Below are 17,606 nucleotides of genomic sequence, written 5' to 3'. Positions count from 1 at the left end.
TTACCTCCTATAAAATATTTTGTCCCACTGCTTTTTCCACGTTCTCTTGGATCCGTTTTTTACCAATATTCAAAGAACCTTTATGGTTTGGGATCAGAATAACGGCAGGTTCGATCACATCGTCATAACGTTTCACCGTGTCTGGTATTTGTTCTGCCAGTGGTTCAGTAAGATAAATGATGCCATACTCTTCTTTTGCTAATCGGTCAACATAGCGTCTAGCTTCTCTAGCATCTGAAGCGAAGAAAACGTCAAACCCAAGCATTTTAAAAGGCATTACTGAATCTTTGTCCCCAACAACACCTATTTTACGAGCCATAGTTTTCACGCATCCTTTCTCTTATACGATCTGTTCCTAATTGATTTTCTTTACCAGCTAAAATCATTCGGATATTCTTAACTTCTGTTTCTTTAGCATACAAGTAGGCAAGAATCGGCAATGGACCAAATGTTTCTAGTTTTGCATCTTTTAGCCGGTTCATAATAGCATTGTCTGTAGCCAAATCAATTCTGACCGGTGACAGTTCTTGTGTTTCAGGCAAGATCGCTTCTTCAACGATATGCCCGTATTTGCCCTCAAGCAGTACTTTGCCTGCTGTTGCCAAATCTTCATTTCCCAAACGGACAAGTTCTTCTTTCGGTATACTACCAGAACTAGAAAGAATCGTTATCAAGAAATTACGTGTTCTCTTTTGGCTGATTGCTCTTGAAAGAGTCGATAGATTATTTAGATCAATATAATGCTTGATAAAATCAATAATCTTTTGATCTCCGATTTTTTCAGCTAAATGTCTTAAATGAGTAAAATATCGACGATCAAGAATAATATCGACAGCTTGAATGTTTTGATATTCTGCATAATCCCTTTCAACTTCTGCTATGGATGCAAGAAATTCAGGGTCTAATTCTTCTGATCTCCCTGTCCAAACGGCATCCCGGTACGTAGACAATGAAAATCTTCCGATGGGGATGATCAAGGAACTAAAGTCTTCTCCTGTAAACTTTTCTTTTAACATCACTTTCAGATTATGATAGGCATAGCGTAAAGAAAACAACCCAACCAAAGCGGGTTCAGGACTGATTTCAAACATTTCTTCATAAACGCGTTGCAGTTCATGTGTCAGCAGCTCATCATAGTCCCCTGTTTGAAGTAACTGGTCGACATCATCGCGATAGGGGGTATCATTTAACACTGCTACTGCTTCTCTGAAAGTAGGTGCCTGCAGCATACGCTCATATTGATCGTTTTGAAGGAGACGACTTTCATAAACACGCACTCGTGCATTAGCACCAACAAATGCAGTTGTTTTCATTCTTTTCTCCTCCTTATTGGAACAATCTTTGTGATACGTCTGCAACCAACTCTTCTTTTGAGTCTTCAATCATATCTTCAAAGAAATAATTGTAGTCAATTCCTTTGTGACGAATAAGAAATCCGGCTTTTTTAGAGATCACTTCTTTCGACAAGTCGATAGGATAAAGATCTGCTGTTTCTTCTTTCAGCCAGTCAGCTGTCAATTTGTCCGTTGACTTTTCACCTAACACTAGTGTTATTCCTTCATCTGCTTCAAATTGCTGTAGAACACCGAGTAAAAAAGCTTTAAATTGAGTATCATCCCAATTTTCCATTTGTGCTTTTGCTTGGTCAAATACCAGTGTGAGTGCTTTTTGTTTCTCTGCAAGCAACTGGTTTCTCTTTTTAACAGCTAAAGCATTTTTGTCTTGTTCGTATTGGGTTTGTAATTGTTGATCGATTTGAGCACTTTTATGCAGCTTGTCTTCCTCTAGCGCTTTTTCAGTTTCTGCTACTTTTTCAGCAGCTTGGGCTTGAGCTTCTTGAATCTTTTTTTGCATCTCTAACCTTTTATTTTCAATCAATCGATCCGTAAGCAACTTCAACTCTGCCATAATGTCCCTCCATTCTTTTTTTGTCGTTTAATTAGAATGAATGACTAGCCATTCAATACAAGCAAGAAAGAAATAACGAAACCTAAGATTGCATAAGTTTCAACCATGGCAGAGTAAATGATCCCTTTTGTAGCATGTTCAGGTCTTTTAGCCAAGATTTGGATACCGGAAGAAGCTACGCGACCTTGAGAGATCCCTGAGAACAACCCAGTAAATGCAATTGGCATAGCAGCCATCAAGTAGTATAATCCTTGAGCCAAAGTCGTATCTGCTCCTGTGTTCAAGTAGATCAAGAAAGCAATAACAAATCCGTACAATCCTTGAGTACCAGGCAATAGTTGTAAGATCAAAGCTTGTCCGAATTTTTCAGGTTGTTCTGTTGTCAAAGCTGCAGCAGCTTCCCCTGTCATTCCTACACCTTTAGCAGATCCAATCCCTGCAAAAATTGTTGCAACCGCGATCCCCATAGCTGCAAAGAATAAGCCACCGTTATTTTCGGATAAAAAAGTTAACCAGTTTTCCATTTGTAAATTCCTCCATTTTATATGAATCGTTTATTTTTCTTGTTTAAGATAAATATTTTTTTCAAGTGTCTTCAATGGTTGCAAAGCTCTTCCGCCACCTTCATAAAATTTCCCAAAGAATTCGACGTATTGCAAACGTGCTGTATGCACATATGCACTCAAGTAAGTGAGGAACATATTTAATGCATGCAAGAAGACAAAGAGTAGGATACCCACTGTAAACTTAGCGATTGGCGGAAGAAAATCAACAATCATGTTAAACGCTAACGCGATACTTCCGCCGGATACACCTAATGCCATCAGTCGAGTATAACTAACAAGGTCGCCGACATAACCTGTCACACCGTACAAGTTATAAAGACCTAGCGCAAAACCTAGTCCTTTATTCTTCGAAGCCAATGTAGAAATGGCAAGAATACCAACCACGTTTACGCCGATGAGCAGATAGCTAGCCATTCTTAAGACAGGATTGCTGTAAACCATCATATCAACAACCAGTAATGCAATACCGATCAATATACCAGCCCAAGCTGTTCCATCAATGTAGCTCGATGCTCTTTGCTCTTGCTGCCATTTGATTTTTCCATTCAAGAACAGCCCATACACCATTTGGATAAATCCAAAAACAACTGATAACAGTAATATGGTAATCACATCATCTGTTGTTGAGAGAAGCTGAATGGGCATAGTATATCCTAAGAAGCTGCCATAGATCAGTCCCCAAACCATTACTGCATAAGAAAGCAAATGGAAGAATTTAATAAATCTTCTTGCTCCACGGTCTAGATTGAGTCCTTTCAATGCCACAAGTGAACCAAGCCACAACAATAATCCATATCCAAAGTCAGCACTCATCATCCCAAAGAAAACCAAATAAAATGGCGTCATATGAGGTGTGGGGTCGATGTCATTGTATTTCGGCAGACTGTACATTTCAGTAACACTTTCGAAAGGTTCGACTAACGCATTGTTTTTCAGCACCACTGGAACAGCATCATAATCTTTCATTTTGATTTCATCATCGATGATCGCATAATGTTCTTCGCCCAGTTCTTCGGTCAACAAGCTTTTCAAAGAAGACACTTGCTCTTCTTCTAACCATCCATTCAAAATAAACAGGTTTGTTCCATTCATCAACAACACTTTTGCATTCTCGCGTTGGACTAAATTGTAATAATACTCTTCAGTCAACTCTAAATCAGTGATGGATGTTTTGAATTGACGCAGACGATCCTTTATGTCTTTTTCATTTTTATCAAGCGCCTTTTTTGAAGCCAGAATTTTTTTTAATTCTTCATCTGGTTTAGACGCATAAGGATAATTTACATTTGTGAATTGGTATTTCTTCAATACTTTCTCCACGTCTTCAAAATGTTCCGCTGGTGTGATCACTAAGTAAGCTGCTTCATCTCTATGCTGGAAAATTTCTTCCAGATAAGCTGATCCAACATCTTTGATCGCCTCTTTAAACGCAAGTACATTTCCAGAAGGAACGATTCCTAGTCTTCCAGTTGTTGCCTTGAATGTTTTTAAATCATTCGGGTTAAAATCTAGCGCTTCCCAGTTTCGCAAATAATTTTCGGCATCTGTCAATTCTTTTCTTTTTTGATTTAAAGACGTGATTTGCTTTTCTAAAGCTTTTACTTCTCCAACAACTTCATCACTAGAAAAATGCTGTACTTGTTGTTCAAGTTCTTTCAGCGTCAACTCTTTTCTTCCTTGTTTCATCTTTTTCAATAGACCTGGTTGTGGGACATATTGTGAAAGATAAGCTAGCGTGCTCTGCACGTCTTTCAATTTTTCTTCATACTCACTGCGTTTTTTAGGGTGCGTTTCTTGAGAATAGTATTGGAGCAGCTCATTTTCTTCTAGAGTCGATAAATCAAACAATTCTAGCTTTTGCAGTTCCTGCACGGCTTTCAACAGTTGATCTTTACGGCTTTGTTCTGCCAGTAAAGTGATTTGTTTCATTTTAGCTATTGCCATAGCGTTTAACCACCACCTTCACTATATCGTTAACCACATCATTTGTGTTTTTATCGACTGTTTCTTCCATTTGTCGTATATCCTGAGTCAATTGCATATTTTCTTGCTCTTGATCTTGGTTCAATTGATGTGCAAATTCTTTTCCCTTTGCATCTCGATATTCAGCAAGTTCTTGATTTAAACGATCTCTCTTTTGTTGGATTGTTTGTTCAGCTTCAGAAAGAACATCTGCTGCTTTCTTATCAGTTTCTTTTTTCAGCTCTTCTATTCTTTCTTCAGCCTCTTTCACATATTCAACTGCTTCCAATCCCATTTCAGCACCTCCTTTGCTTAAAACGAAAAAAGGGCATTATCTTATCAAATTTCTCCTCACCCCAGAAGAAAATACCTTGAAAGCTAATGCCCAACCGTTTTTATTATTTAACTACTCCTAATTTATCAAAAATAGAAAACGATGTCAATCTCGTTTTCGATATAAAAGCGTTGACAACGGGATTTTCAAGACTTTTGCAAATCAGTACAAGCCATTTTATACCTTTCTGTCTTTTAAAAAATAAAAGCTGTAAAGCTCTTGCATTTTTGAACGTTTGTTCGTATAATAAGAGCAACGAACAAACGTTTGGAGGAACGGAAAATGTCTAGATCGAATGCTGTTAAAAACACAACAGTTACTTTTTTTCAAAAAACGAAACAATTGGTAAAAGAAATCCATACTGAAAAGCCACTCTCTCAGATGCCACTTTATCAAATCCGCTTTTTCCTAAACCAAGCCTTTCAAAGATCATCATTAGTTATTATTCAAATATCAGACAAACAAAATATGAATCACTTTTATGAATATTATGGAACAGTCACTGCAGCAGTAGATGAGGATAAAAGAATTGTTTTAGAAAATCCTGATCAAAAAACAACCGCTTTGATCAATCTTGCTGATATCCGCTACATACGCCTTGCTGAAAATGTGGCCGTATAAGGTTGAAAATTATTCTTTTTTTATCTTTGCCATTAAAAAAGGAATCAGATTTGATGACTTTGGTGCCGCATTTAAGCACCGTACATCAAATCTGATTCCTTTTTCGTTAGCGTTTCTCTACTTGACTACTTTCGCCACTGTATTGGAATCTATGAAACAAATGGATTATTCTTTTCTTCCAGAAAAACGAGTAGACCGTGTAGGATCCAATTTCTTTTCGATCCAACCAAGAATAATATCTGAAATAACGGCCATCAAAGCTGTCGGTATCGCTCCAGCTAAAATAATGGCACCTCCATCTGTTGCATTGACCCCTCTTGTGATAATATCTCCTAAACCGCCAGCCCCAATAAACGTTCCTATTGCAGCAATTCCGATCCCAACTACAAGAGCATTACGGATACCGCCCATAATGACGGATAAAGCTAAAGGCAGTTCAACCATTCTTGTTACTTGGCTTCGCGTCATCCCCATTCCTTTTCCGCTGTCTAGTAAGTTTTCATCAACACTTCGAACACCAGCATAAGTGTTTTTCAAAATAGGCAGTAAGGAATAGAGAAAAATAGTCGCTACTACAGTATTAGCGCCTAATCCAAGTCCTAACATCAAGATGGACAACATCGCTAATGAAGGAATCGTTTGTAAGACATTGGCGATCCCCAATACCCAGTTGGCTAATTTTCCATGTCGAGAGATCCAAAAACCTAATGGGATCCCAATAATAGCGGCAAACAATACACCATAAATCGACATCAGAAAATGACGGAAAAATTGATTTAATACATATTGCCCGTTTTCAGAAAAATAGTAGATCAGTTGATTGAAAAGGCTCATATCTGTAATTTCCATCTTTATTCGCCTCCTTCACTAGTTTGAACATCTTCAAAAAAGTTGTGTTCTTTTAAAAAGTCTTGGGCAACAACTTGAGGTTCAAGTAAATTATTATCTGCTTGATAGTTCAAGTTTTGCATTTGCTCGTCATCGATCTGTCCTTGAAGTTTTAAGAGCACGCCTTCCAAGTCAGGATATTTTTCCAATATTTCTTTCGTAGCAACAGGACTAGCATCATATGGCGGGAACAAGTTTAGATCATCTTCTAATACGACAAGATCATAACTAGCAATTCTTCCATCAGTCGAGTACCCTAACACTATATCCATCTCGCCGGCTGCTAAAGCATCGTAAACTAATCCGATCTGCATTGGATAAACACGTTTAAAGTCAAAGTTGTAAAGATCTAAGAAGGCTGCATATCCGTCTCCTTCACGTTTAAGCCATGAAGTGTCAGCTCCAGCGTTCAACTGATCGGCATATGGTTCCAAGTCGCTTATTTTTTCAAGATGATACTTTTCAGCTGTTTCTTGAGTCACCATAAATGCATAAGAGTTGGCAAACCCATAAGAAGGGAACCATTTTTGGTTAAATTGCTTGTCAAATCCTTCAATAACTTTTTCTAAAGCCAGTTCTGGATCAGTGATCGGTTCTTGGTTCAGTTCACCTGTCAAAGAAGTTCCAGTATATTTCACACCTGAAACATCTGCATCTCCATTCAGCAGCGCACGCTCATTTACAGACGAAGATCCTAAGTTATTAATCACTTGCGTATCTACATCAAGGTAATGCTCAATCATTCCTTCTACTATAAAGCTCATAATTTGTCCTTCAGTTGTTGCTAAACCGGCTATTTTGATTCCTTCTTGATCACCTGTTCCTCCTAGCCCCGGCAAAGAACAAGCTGACAATAGAAAGACGCTAAAAAGTAGAAAAACTAATTTGATCTCTTTTTTCAAATTCATTCTGCTGTCCTCCTATCTCTCGTCACGCAAATTGATCGGAGTAACTTTTTGTTCTACTTTTCCCAAAAGGAAGTCCACTAGCAAAGCCAGCAAAGTAACGGGAATCGTTCCTCCAATGATCAACTCAGGTACATATAAATTTAATCCATTAAAAATAAAATCACCTAAACCGCCACCGCCAATGTAGGAAGCCAACGTTGCCCATGCAACAACATAAACACCTGATAAGCGAATGCCTGCCATAATGACCGGTGCAGCTTGAGGCAATTCGACGGTAAAAATAGATTGCAGGCTGGTCATCCCCATTCCTTTAGCTGCATCTACTAAGTCACCTTTTACCCCCTTCATCCCAATATACGTATTCCGTAAAATCGGCATCAAAGAATATAAGAACAAAGCGACGATCGCAGGTACTTTTCCTATTCCAAACAAAGGAATCATCAAAGCCAGCAACGCAAGGGAAGGAATCGTCTGTAGAATTGTAATGATGCTAATAATAGCTGTTGCTGCTCGATCAAATCTAGTCAACAAAATTCCAAGTGGAACAGCTACAATGATTCCGAGAACTAAGGAAATCGCTGAAATATACAAATGTTCCCAAGTTAACAGCAGCATTTGTGAGCCGTTTTGTGATAAAAAGTCTATCATATTCGTCAATCCTTTCTATTACTGGTCTTCTGAAACTGCTGTCGTTTCAAGAGGAATATCTTTGGCGTCATCCATATCGCCCCAAATATTATCATAAACGATTTCGGCTAGTGAGCTTCGAGTGACCAGTCCGATTAGACGATCCTTTTCATCAACAACTGGGATACTCTTGAAACCCCGTTTAAGAATACGTTGTACAGTATCTCTTAACAACGTACCAGTGCGGACAAAGTAAACTTCCGGAGACATCACATCTCCTACACTCGTTGCTCTTCTACGGTTTCGATCGAAGTCTTCAAGATCAACGATACCTTTAAGAACACCTGAGTCATCGGTAACATATAAAGTATCAACTTTGCGGTTCCGCATCAACTTGATGGCTTCTTGCAATGTTTTTCCAGGAGTGACACTAACAGGGTCTTTGATCATAATTTGATCGACTGTTTGAAGTGAAGGACGAGCTTGTAACAAGCGGTCTTCTCCAATGAAATCTTCAACGAACTGATTCGCTGGGTTTGCCAGTATGTTGTCAGGCGTATCAAACTGAACCACTTTCCCTTTTTGCATGATCACAATACGGTCTGCAAGTTTGATTGCTTCATCCATATCATGTGTAACAAAAATAACGGTCCGTCCCATTTCTGATTGAAGATGTTTCACCAATTCTTGTAAAGCATCTCTTGTGATCGGGTCTAAAGCACCAAATGGTTCATCCATCAAAATAATATCTTGGTCAGCTGCAAGCGCACGGATAACACCAATACGTTGTTGCTGCCCGCCGGATAATTCCTGTGGATAACGATCTAAGAATTCTAAGGGAAGGTCAACACGTCTGATCAGTTTTTCTGCCCGCTCACGTTTTTTTTCTTCTGGCCACTTCAGTAATTTTGGTACAAGTGTAATATTTTCGTACACTGTCATATGCGGCATTAAACCGATTTGTTGGATCACATAACCGATTCTTCTTCTTAATTCTACGGGGTTTTTATCCATGATATCTTCGTTGTCGATTAAAATTTGTCCTGAAGATGGTTCTTCCATACGGTTGATCATCCGCATCGAAGTCGTTTTCCCACTTCCACTTGTCCCAATGAAACAAATAAATTCTCCATCATTGAACTTTAAATTTAGATCATCAACAGCAACAAAATCATCATATACTTTTGAAACTTTTTTAAATTCAATCATTACGACACCTCTTTTATTATTTCGTTTGATTTGTTTACATTACTCAATTATTACAGAAATTGTAAAATTTTACAAATTTTGTCCTACTTCTTTGTAAAGTTTTACTATCAGTAATGCCTTTTCAGACTAAAAAAAGATGTCTCATCAGAACACTGAATAGTCCTTTTTAGTCAGCCTTTCTATTTATCTTCTCTATCAAGCTTAAACATTCACATGGATTTTCTAGATCAAAATAAGAGAATACAAAAAGCTCATGGCCAAGTTTAATGTCAACTGACATCAATTTTAGCAATGAGCTTTTTCTTCATTTATTATGGAGCGTCTAGAGATCATACAAGATATCTGCAGAAAACAAGGAAACGACATTCCCGCGCCGCGCTTCATCTAGTTCTTCTTTAGAGAATAGGCGAAAACAGACGAGAAAAAGTTTGTTTGAATTTCAGCCACCAAGATTGTTGATCTAGTATCTCTTTTGTTAATAAATAACTTTTTTTCATATCTTCTTTAAAATAATGCACTTGTTTCTCAGCGATAATCTTATCATACATAAAAGCATTAACTTCAAAGTTCAGCTTAAAACTCCTAATGTCGAAGTTAGCTGTACCGATCGAACAAATTTCATCATCAATAACGATTGTCTTGCTGTGTAGAAAACCATTATCGTAAATATAAACTTTGGCTCCAATATCGACCATATCTGACGCGTAATATAAAGTTGCGCGATAAATAAATGGATGATCTGGCTTATTTGGAATCATAATTTTAACATCAATGCCCGACATCACTGCGATCTCTAAAGCTTCCAGCACCCCTTCATCTGGAACAAAATAAGGCGTTTGAATGTAGATGGATTCTTTTGCCATACTGATCATTTTTAAATAACCCTTTTTGATTTGTTGGACTTCTGTGTCTGGACCGCTCGAAACGATTTGTAAATTGGTCTTTCCTTTTTTTCCGATCAAAGGGAAATAATTTTCAGTGTACTCTAACTTTTGCTTAGGAACAGCAGCATTCCAGTCCATCAAAAAACGACTTTGTAAAGCTAAAACGCCATTTCCTTCAATACGTAAATGAGTATCACGCCAGTATCCGAATTTTTTATATTTTCCTAAGTATTCATCGCCCACATTAAATCCGCCCACATAGCCGATTTTACCATCAATAACAACGATTTTTCGGTGATTACGGAAATTGACGCGCAAGTTGATAAAACTGTATTTAGAACCAAAAAACGGTTCTGCTTGTCCGCCCAGCTTTTTTAATTGATCAAAAAAGTGGTGACCTAATCTCCGAGAACCTAGAGCATCGTAAATAACTAAAACTTCTACTCCAGCAGCTGCGCGATCTTCCAGTGCTTTCAAGACCAATTTTCCTATTTGGTCGTTATGAAAGATATAATAAATCATATGTATATGATGTTCAGCTTTATAAATATCCCGAATCAGTTGTTTAAACTTTTCTTTCCCGTCTACGAAAATGGACACTTTATTCCCTTTTGTCAAAATGGATTCGCTGCTTTCTAAAAACAAACTTGCCATTTCATTAGTATTTTCATTAGATTGTGATGCAGACAACAAATCTTCGTCTTCCGCTAATAACGCTTTTTGCGCTTCAACTAGTTCAGGCATCCCGATATTTTCTTGAGCTTTAATATCAAAAATCTGTTCTCTTGAGATTTTTTTCCCTAAGAAAAAGTAAATGATAAATCCTACTCCAGGAAGTAAGTTTAACAATAATAGCCATGCCCATGTAGCAGCGATATCGCGTTTTTCTTTAAATACTGTTACGATGGCAAATACAGTATTGATCAATAACAAAGATACTAGGATATTCCTAAAAATCGTCATCCAGCTTCACACTACTTTCATAAATTATCTCTATCATCATACTATGTTCCTGCTTAAATTACTAACAAAAAATAAAACTCAGCAGTAAAAATATCTGCTGAGTTTCAATGCTTTGAACATTTTTGGTTCTTCCTCTTTTAACGTTGGTAAAGAAATTTCCTATGATCGATGGGCTACTGATGGAAAGCCATGAGAACACATTGAGCCGAAAATCGCGTCTCAATGCTTGCAAGCTTCAAACTTAGTGTAACGGCTAAAGCCTAACACTAAGTGATTCACATTGCATCTTTTTTCATGGTTATCAGTAGCCTTATGCGCTTCCTGAAATTTTTAGAAATAGGATTCTAACGAGTTCAGCATTAAAAAAATTGATTTTTTACAGACCAACGTTAAATATTGTAGAACCCATTTTTTAAGGTACAAATAAGCGTTTAGAAGACTTGATCAAAAGGACAAGTACGATGCTCGCTACTATCGCTGTCATTAAACCACTGGCACCGTTAGTCAAAAATGAATAAAGAAAAGCACCCATTCCTTCAGGAGCATAACTTCCCCAATAAACATAGCCTGCCCAAAAATGCCAGAAAAAACGGGCAAATGTTCCAGTAAAAGCGCTGAGACAGACGATCAGATACAAATCTTTTTGTTTACCATTCTTGATGGCGCTTTGCAATTTATTTGAAAACAATCCAGCAAATCCAATAAAAGCAAACGCGATAAAATACTCAATAAAACCTTGAACAAAACTTAAAATGTAAGCATTTCCTATCAAAAAATGAAGGATTCCCCACAAAAATCCTGAAAAAATCGCCGCTTTTGTTCCTCTTCTTAAAGCAAAAAGTGTTAAAGGGATGGTCCCCAGAGAAACGGTGATGGAAGGCCCTATGTTCGTAGGAACCAACGATAACACAATGGCCAATGCAGCAAAAATCGTTCCTTCAACAGCTACTTTAAATCTTATTCCTTGCATATAAAAAACCTCCTCTATTGTGTTGAACAGGGCCACACAAAAAAGGAGGATCACTGGAGTAATTGAAAAACTACTTTCGCGTTCCGTCACAATTCCTACGCTCGTACTAACGAACAGGTTCGAAGGGTCAGAATCAAAAGATTCAATCTCAGCTTTAACAGCTCCCCTTTGTGATGGGTGTTCATTTAATTTTCCTTGCCATTTCACTATACCTAAAGCTCTTTCTTTTGTCAATGGCAGAAAACAAAAGAGGTTATATCGATCAATTGTTAGCAAACATTCGCGTTTATGCTGATACTGTTTTCTACTTTTGCTTTTAACAAGTGATGACATGCACAGCTTAGTCACTTTGTTCTACAGGAATGAACAATAATCTTTGGTTGTTCTTCCTGCTTTAGTAAGTTTTTTCACTATCTTTTTGAGTAAGTGTAGGGAAATGTTTTCTTTTATAATCAACTGATTCCTTTTGAAAAAATAAAGTAAAAGTGGTCATTGATATGCAACTTTCTCTTTGTGTTTTCAAAACCAGCTCTCATGTAAAGGGTTTGTGCACCTAAATGATCGAGTTCAACAGCTAAAACAATTTCGTTGACAGAAGGAAAGTGTTGCTTGATATAAAGCGGAAGAAGTTCTAAAGATCTTTTTGCATAACCTTTCTGCTGATATAATCGATCGATCGAATGGTCTTTAAATAAGATAGCATGCGGATTGGAGGTGTATAAGGACAAGACAGATCCTGTCTGCAAGATAAAGAAGCCAATCATCAACTGATTCTCAAGGATCAAGATCAAATGCTTTTCCGTTTCATGAAGGTTCTCTGTTATGGCATCCATGGGGTTCGTCATCAAAAGATGAGTCTCTATATGATAACCACTGATCAGGTCTGCATCTCCTATCGTTGCTTCTCTTAGTTCAATTGGTGTTGTCGGTTCGATTTTTTCCATGTTTGCGCACTTCCTTCCTTTTTCTGCATTATAGCACAAAAATCTTTTTTTCCCTTTTTAAATGAATATCGACAAAATATTTTTTTATCACTAACTGTTTATTTTTTCCCATCCCATTCTTGATAAAACTCTTCCAAGAAAAGTTCCATGTACCGGTGTCGATCTGCTGCTATTTTTTTACCGTAGTTTGTATGGATCGTCTCTTTCAACTTCAATAACTTTTCATAAAAATGGAGGATCGCCGTATCATTTCCTGAACGATATTCTTCAAGTGTCATTTCTTCTCGCGGCTTTTTGTTTGGATCATGAATCAAGCGACCATGAGCGCCAGAATAAGCCATAGTACGAGCGATACCGATTGCTCCGATTGCATCCAGCCGATCTGCGTCTTGAACGATCTTCCCTTCAATTGTTTGCAACTCGACTTTATTGGTTCCGCCTTTATAAGAAAGATGCAAAACAATAGCTAGAATCTCATCACTTTTCCTTTTTTCCAGCTTTAATTCTTCAAGCCAGTTTCTGACTTTTCTTTCACCTGCCTCCAAGCTTTCATTTAGCTTTTCATCGGGTATATCGTGAAGTAAAGCCGACATTTCGCAAACGAATGGATCGATCGTCGATTCTTTTTCATGAGCAGCTATAGTCAGCGCCAGGTTTCTGACACGGTGGATATGCCACCAATCATGCCCTGATGCCTCATTTTCCAATTCCTTTCGAACGTATCTTTCAGTTTTTTGGATCATCAGTTGTTCCTGTCGTTTCATTTTCTTTCCACTTCCTTTTTCAGGTAACACAAAAGGCTGAGAAGACACTCCTCAACCTTTTATCTTGATGTATTCAAATCATCTTTTATTTTCTTTTTTTATTGCTGACTTCCATGATGATCGGCAGTATTACAGGTCTTCTGCGCGTGCGGTCAAATAAAAATTTGCTCAAAGCATCCCGCATTTCCTGTTTCAAAGTACCCCATTCAAATTTATTATGTTCTAGGTTTTCTTCTACTACTTCCCGTACTTCCTCACTGCTTTGCTCAATTAACTGCGTATTTTCTTTAACATAAACAAAGCCGCGAGTCATGACAGTCGGCCCAGAAACGATTTTTTGTTTTTTACGATCGATCGTTACAACAATAATAAAGATACCGTCTTCTGACAACAATTTACGGTCTCTTAAAACAATATTCCCAATATCGCCAATTCCGATGCCATCCACCATCGTATCGCCTGCGCTGACTTGGCCAGACATATGAATACGTTTGTTTTTATATTCGATAACATCTCCTTTACCAGGAATCAGAATATTTTTGTAAGACATGCCAACTTCATGTGCCAATTCAGCATGAGCGGCTAGCATTCGGTACTCTCCTTGAACTGGGACGACATATTCAGGATGGATCAAATTGATCAATAGTTTTAAGTCATTTGGCGTTGCATGTCCAGAAGCTTTTAAGTGATCAGTGATTTTTTTCACCGTTCCGCCAGCTCTGTAAATCATATTTTCAGTTGTAGACAAGATGACTTCCATTTTAGTGGAAGGACTTGTAACGATATAAACCAAATCTCCATCTTTGATATTGACTTGCGGATGGTTTCCTTTTGCCATTCGTTGCAAAGTCTGGATAGGTTCGCCCGTACTTCCAGTTTCCAGCACGACGATTTCTTCATCACGATATTTATCAATGTCTTTGACAGGCTTGATGAGGTCTTCGCTTGGCAATTGCAGCTTATTCAAATTTAAAGCCGTTTCAACGATTTCTTCTAAATTTTTACCAGTGATAAAAACTTTGCGCCAAGAACGGTAAGCTGCATCCATTACTTGTTGGATCCTCAAAATATTGCTGGCTACCGCTGCAACAATGATCCGCCCATCCGTATTCTGGAAAGTTTCTAAAACTTCTTCAGACACTTTTAGATCGCTAACGTTTTCTACATAACTTTCTGCTTCGCTTGAATCACTTAGTAAAGCCAAAACTTTTTCTTTGCCGATATCACTGATTTTAGAGAAATCAGTTCGATACATAGACGTAGCACTTTGATCAAACTTAAAATCTCCTGTATAAACGATACTACCTTCTTCTGTCTTTACCACGATCCCTACAGAGTCAGGTATCGTATGTGTGGTTTTAAAGAAACGTATCACAGCTTTATCAAATTCGATCTCAGTTTGCTCATCGATCACATGGAAGTCATCGTATCCTTTGACTAGGCTATTTTTTTCGACCAATAATTTTGCCAATGCAATCGTTAATTCAGTCCCAAAAACAGGAACATCAAATTTTTGAAGGAAATAAGGCAAAGCACCTATAGCGTCTTCATGACCATGTGTTAAGAAAACACCTGCGATTCTTTCACGATTTTCTTCTAAATAACTAAAATCAGGGATGACAACATCGATCCCATATAGTTCAGATTCTGGATACATTAATCCACAATCTAATATAAAGATTTCTTCATCCACTTCGACAACGTAAAGGTTTTTACCATTCTCACGAACGCCGCCTAAGGGAATCAGTTTAATTTCACTCATTTCTTCACCTCTATTTCGTTTTTTTTAATAATCCTTTTTTATTACTTCTAAAATATTCTTCTTTTCTTCCTCTGTACAAGGCACAAGCGGTAAACGTACGCCACCGGTTTCAATATTGATATGGTTGAGGTACATTTTTGTTGGTGCCGGTGAGGGAACAGAAAATAAGCTATTCATTTTTGGTACGAGTTTGCGATGAATGGCCGCTGCTGCTTGGAGCTGCCCATCTTCTAATAAATCATACATTTTAGCCATATCTTTTCCAACCGCATGGCTAGCAACTGAAACAATGCCATTTGCTCCAATGCATTTGGCTGGAAAGGCTGCAGCATCTTCTCCACTATATACAAGAAAATTTTCGTCTGTATGCTCAATGATCTCACTGACAGCTTCCAAACTGGCACATTCTTTGATGGCAACGATATTTTTGATTTTTGATAATTGTATCGTTGTTTGTGGATCGATCGAGATGCCTGTCCGGCCTGGCACATTATACATCATAATCGGTAAAGAAACTGCTTTTGCAACAGCTTCGAAGTGAGCAAAAATTCCAGATTGGTTCGGTTTGTTGTAATAGGGTGCAACGACCAACACACCATCAATCCCTGAAATGTTTTCAACTTCTTTTGTAAAAGCGACCGTTTCCTGAGTATTATTTGAACCTGTACCGACGATCACTGGAACTCTTCCGTCTACGATTCTAACGGTTTCCCGATATAAGTCCAGTTTTTCATCGTGATTCAATGTTGGGGACTCACCAGTTGTTCCACCTGCTAAGATTCCTTCTGTTCCATTTTCAAGTAAATGATTGATCAGCTTTTCCAATCGTTCTATATCTACTTTTTTTTCTTCATTAAAAGGTGTAACCATGGCTGTATAAATTCTAGCTTTTTTTAATTCCATTTTAAAACTCCTTTCAATTCTTATTTTGTTGCTTCTGATTTGACCATATTAAGATGATGTAGACGTTCAGCAATTTGTACTGAATTCCATGCCGCGCCTTTTAATAAGTTGTCAGAAACAACCCAAAGATGGTAGCCATCTTTTGCATCTAAATCTTTTCTGATTCTACCAACAAAAGTTTCTTTCTTATCTTTTGCTTCTAAAGGTGTTGGGTAAACTTGATCTGCAACGTCATCCATCAAAACCACACCTGGAGCATTTCTTAGAACATCTCGCATTGCTTCTACAGATGCAGCTTCTTCATTTTCAACTTCTATATAGATAGACTCAGAATGACCTGAAGCGACAGGAACACGCACACAAGTTGCAGAAACTTTGATTTGCGGATCTCCCATAATTTTTTTCGTCTCATTAGTCATTTTCCATTCTTCTTTTGTATAGCCTTCTTCAGCGAATACATCGATTTGTGGAAGAACATTAAACGCAATCGGAAAATGTTTTTTATCGCCGCTAACAGGTAAGATCGCAGCTTCGATCGACTCTTCATCAAGCATTTTTTGGGCTTGTTCATTCATTTCTTTTACCGCTTCATTGCCTGCACCGCTAACAGCTTGATAGGTAGAAACAATGACCCGTTTTAATCCAAATTTTCTTCTGATCGGTTCAAGTGCCACCATCATTTGAATAGTGGAACAATTTGGATTGGCAATAATTCCTTTGTTTTCTTTCAAAGCTGCTTCATTTACTTCCGGCACAACTAAAGGAACTTCTGGATCCATTCGGTACGCACTTGTATTGTCGATAACGATAGCGCCTCGTTTGACTGCTTCTGGTGCGAATTTTTTTGAGACTTCTCCCCCTGCACTAAACAATGCAATATCGATCCCTTCAAAACTTTCAGGTGTCGTTTCTTCAATCGTCATTGTTTGATCTTTAAAGGATACTGTTTTTCCTGCAGAGCGTTTAGAAGCTAAAAATTTCACTTCTTTAATTGGAAAATCTGCCGTTTCTAACATTTTAATCATTTTTGTTCCAACTGCTCCTGTAGCACCTACTACAGCAACTGCATAACCATTCATGCTGATCTCTCCTTATATACTTTCCTATCTCGTCGTTTAATTTATCTGTACAACCTGTACCATTACCCATTTTAGCACAATTATGTCTGAAATCCTATCAAACGAAATAAACAGCTCGTGTCAATGGAGGGTTGAAATTTTTTAAACTTGCGCTGATAATGTTTTCAATTTTTGATTCTGCTTGCTTCTATAGTGAGCGGCCCTATTCAAAGGGTATTTTTTTGCTTTTCTATTGCACTTCATTGCATTTTAGCAAACCCATACAAAATGAGGCTTTATGCTACTATTTTCTTTTAAATAAGAATTGGTCAACC

The 17,606-nt window shown here is 37.8% G+C and carries 18 protein-coding genes, 1 riboswitch and 1 other annotated feature; of the genes, 1 reads left to right on the top strand and 17 read right to left on the bottom strand.

Annotation, left to right across the window (positions count from 1 at the left end):
• Positions 1 to 7 precede the first annotated feature (7 nt).
• From BM057_RS03510 to BM057_RS03485, 6 genes are read right to left on the bottom strand one after another with little or no spacing between them, the layout of a single operon-like run.
• Positions 8 to 319, bottom strand: coding sequence for a V-type ATP synthase subunit F (locus tag BM057_RS03510; RefSeq protein ID WP_047391276.1), 312 nt, complete (start codon positions 317 to 319; stop codon positions 8 to 10).
• Positions 309 to 1,313, bottom strand: coding sequence for a V-type ATP synthase subunit C (locus BM057_RS03505; RefSeq protein ID WP_047391274.1), 1,005 nt, complete (start codon positions 1,311 to 1,313; stop codon positions 309 to 311). Before BM057_RS03505 ends, BM057_RS03510 begins: the two co-directional genes overlap by 11 nt.
• Positions 1,314 to 1,326: 13 nt before the next feature.
• Complete coding sequence (locus BM057_RS03500) at positions 1,327 to 1,908, bottom strand: V-type ATP synthase subunit E (RefSeq protein WP_047391272.1); 582 nt, start codon at positions 1,906 to 1,908, stop codon at positions 1,327 to 1,329.
• A gap of 44 nt (positions 1,909 to 1,952) precedes the next feature.
• Positions 1,953 to 2,432 carry a V-type ATP synthase subunit K gene (locus BM057_RS03495; protein ID WP_047391270.1) on the bottom strand — a complete coding sequence of 160 codons (480 nt, stop codon included), beginning with the start codon at positions 2,430 to 2,432 and terminating at the stop codon, positions 1,953 to 1,955.
• Positions 2,433 to 2,462: 30 nt separating this feature from the next.
• Positions 2,463 to 4,418 (bottom strand): V-type ATP synthase subunit I, encoded by a 1,956-nt coding sequence (locus tag BM057_RS03490; RefSeq protein ID WP_092091510.1) that lies wholly within the window; start codon positions 4,416 to 4,418, stop codon positions 2,463 to 2,465.
• Positions 4,405 to 4,731, bottom strand: a complete 327-nt coding sequence (locus BM057_RS03485; RefSeq protein ID WP_047391266.1) for a hypothetical protein — start codon at positions 4,729 to 4,731, stop codon at positions 4,405 to 4,407. Before BM057_RS03485 ends, BM057_RS03490 begins: the two co-directional genes overlap by 14 nt.
• Before the next feature lie 50 nt (positions 4,732 to 4,781).
• Positions 4,782 to 4,827, bottom strand: a sequence feature (sodium ion sensor (DUF1646 type); this cis-regulatory element may regulate processes involved in with the transportation of sodium ions).
• A 225-nt stretch (positions 4,828 to 5,052) separates the two neighbouring features.
• On the opposite strand from BM057_RS03485, the gene BM057_RS03480 reads away from it, so the two are divergent.
• Positions 5,053 to 5,391: a hypothetical protein gene (locus BM057_RS03480; protein ID WP_092091508.1), complete on the top strand. Its 339-nt coding sequence runs from the start codon at positions 5,053 to 5,055 to the stop codon at positions 5,389 to 5,391.
• Positions 5,392 to 5,556: 165 nt separating this feature from the next.
• Here the strand turns inward: BM057_RS03480 and BM057_RS03475 are convergent, their stop codons facing one another.
• From BM057_RS03475 to BM057_RS03425, 11 genes are all read right to left on the bottom strand, one after another.
• Entirely contained in the window at positions 5,557 to 6,240 is a 684-nt protein-coding gene (locus tag BM057_RS03475) for an ABC transporter permease (protein WP_081981938.1), read from the bottom strand.
• A 2-nt stretch (positions 6,241 to 6,242) separates the two neighbouring features.
• On the bottom strand, positions 6,243 to 7,181 hold the full coding sequence (locus BM057_RS03470; protein WP_047391360.1) for an osmoprotectant ABC transporter substrate-binding protein: 939 nt from the start codon (positions 7,179 to 7,181) through the stop codon (positions 6,243 to 6,245).
• An 18-nt stretch (positions 7,182 to 7,199) separates the two neighbouring features.
• Positions 7,200 to 7,835 carry an ABC transporter permease gene (locus BM057_RS03465; protein ID WP_047391264.1) on the bottom strand — a complete coding sequence of 212 codons (636 nt, stop codon included), beginning with the start codon at positions 7,833 to 7,835 and terminating at the stop codon, positions 7,200 to 7,202.
• Positions 7,836 to 7,853: 18 nt separating this feature from the next.
• Complete coding sequence (locus tag BM057_RS03460) at positions 7,854 to 9,023, bottom strand: betaine/proline/choline family ABC transporter ATP-binding protein (protein WP_092091506.1); 1,170 nt, start codon at positions 9,021 to 9,023, stop codon at positions 7,854 to 7,856.
• 395 nt (positions 9,024 to 9,418) lie between these two features.
• The gene (cls, locus tag BM057_RS03455; protein ID WP_092091504.1) at positions 9,419 to 10,870 is read right to left on the bottom strand and encodes a cardiolipin synthase; all 1,452 of its coding nucleotides are present in this window, start codon (positions 10,868 to 10,870) and stop codon (positions 9,419 to 9,421) included.
• Between the two features lie 412 nt (positions 10,871 to 11,282).
• Positions 11,283 to 11,840 carry an energy-coupled thiamine transporter ThiT gene (gene thiT, locus BM057_RS03450; RefSeq protein WP_047391259.1) on the bottom strand — a complete coding sequence of 186 codons (558 nt, stop codon included), beginning with the start codon at positions 11,838 to 11,840 and terminating at the stop codon, positions 11,283 to 11,285.
• A 75-nt stretch (positions 11,841 to 11,915) separates the two neighbouring features.
• Positions 11,916 to 12,018, bottom strand: a riboswitch (TPP riboswitch).
• 274 nt (positions 12,019 to 12,292) lie between these two features.
• Positions 12,293 to 12,784, bottom strand: a complete 492-nt coding sequence (locus BM057_RS03445; protein WP_092091502.1) for a GNAT family protein — start codon at positions 12,782 to 12,784, stop codon at positions 12,293 to 12,295.
• 98 nt (positions 12,785 to 12,882) lie between these two features.
• The gene (locus BM057_RS03440) at positions 12,883 to 13,548 is read right to left on the bottom strand and encodes an HD domain-containing protein (protein WP_092091544.1); all 666 of its coding nucleotides are present in this window, start codon (positions 13,546 to 13,548) and stop codon (positions 12,883 to 12,885) included.
• 85 nt (positions 13,549 to 13,633) lie between these two features.
• Complete coding sequence (locus BM057_RS03435) at positions 13,634 to 15,310, bottom strand: ribonuclease J (RefSeq protein ID WP_092091500.1); 1,677 nt, start codon at positions 15,308 to 15,310, stop codon at positions 13,634 to 13,636.
• Between the two features lie 24 nt (positions 15,311 to 15,334).
• Positions 15,335 to 16,213, bottom strand: coding sequence for a 4-hydroxy-tetrahydrodipicolinate synthase (dapA, locus tag BM057_RS03430; protein WP_047391252.1), 879 nt, complete (start codon positions 16,211 to 16,213; stop codon positions 15,335 to 15,337).
• A 20-nt stretch (positions 16,214 to 16,233) separates the two neighbouring features.
• Entirely contained in the window at positions 16,234 to 17,292 is a 1,059-nt protein-coding gene (locus tag BM057_RS03425; protein ID WP_047391250.1) for an aspartate-semialdehyde dehydrogenase, read from the bottom strand.
• Positions 17,293 to 17,606 lie beyond the last annotated feature (314 nt).

Source organism: Pisciglobus halotolerans, from assembly GCF_900113675.1.
Taxonomy (GTDB): Bacteria; Bacillota; Bacilli; order Lactobacillales; family Carnobacteriaceae; genus Pisciglobus; species Pisciglobus halotolerans.
This window is presented reverse-complemented; position numbering and strand designations above follow the sequence as displayed.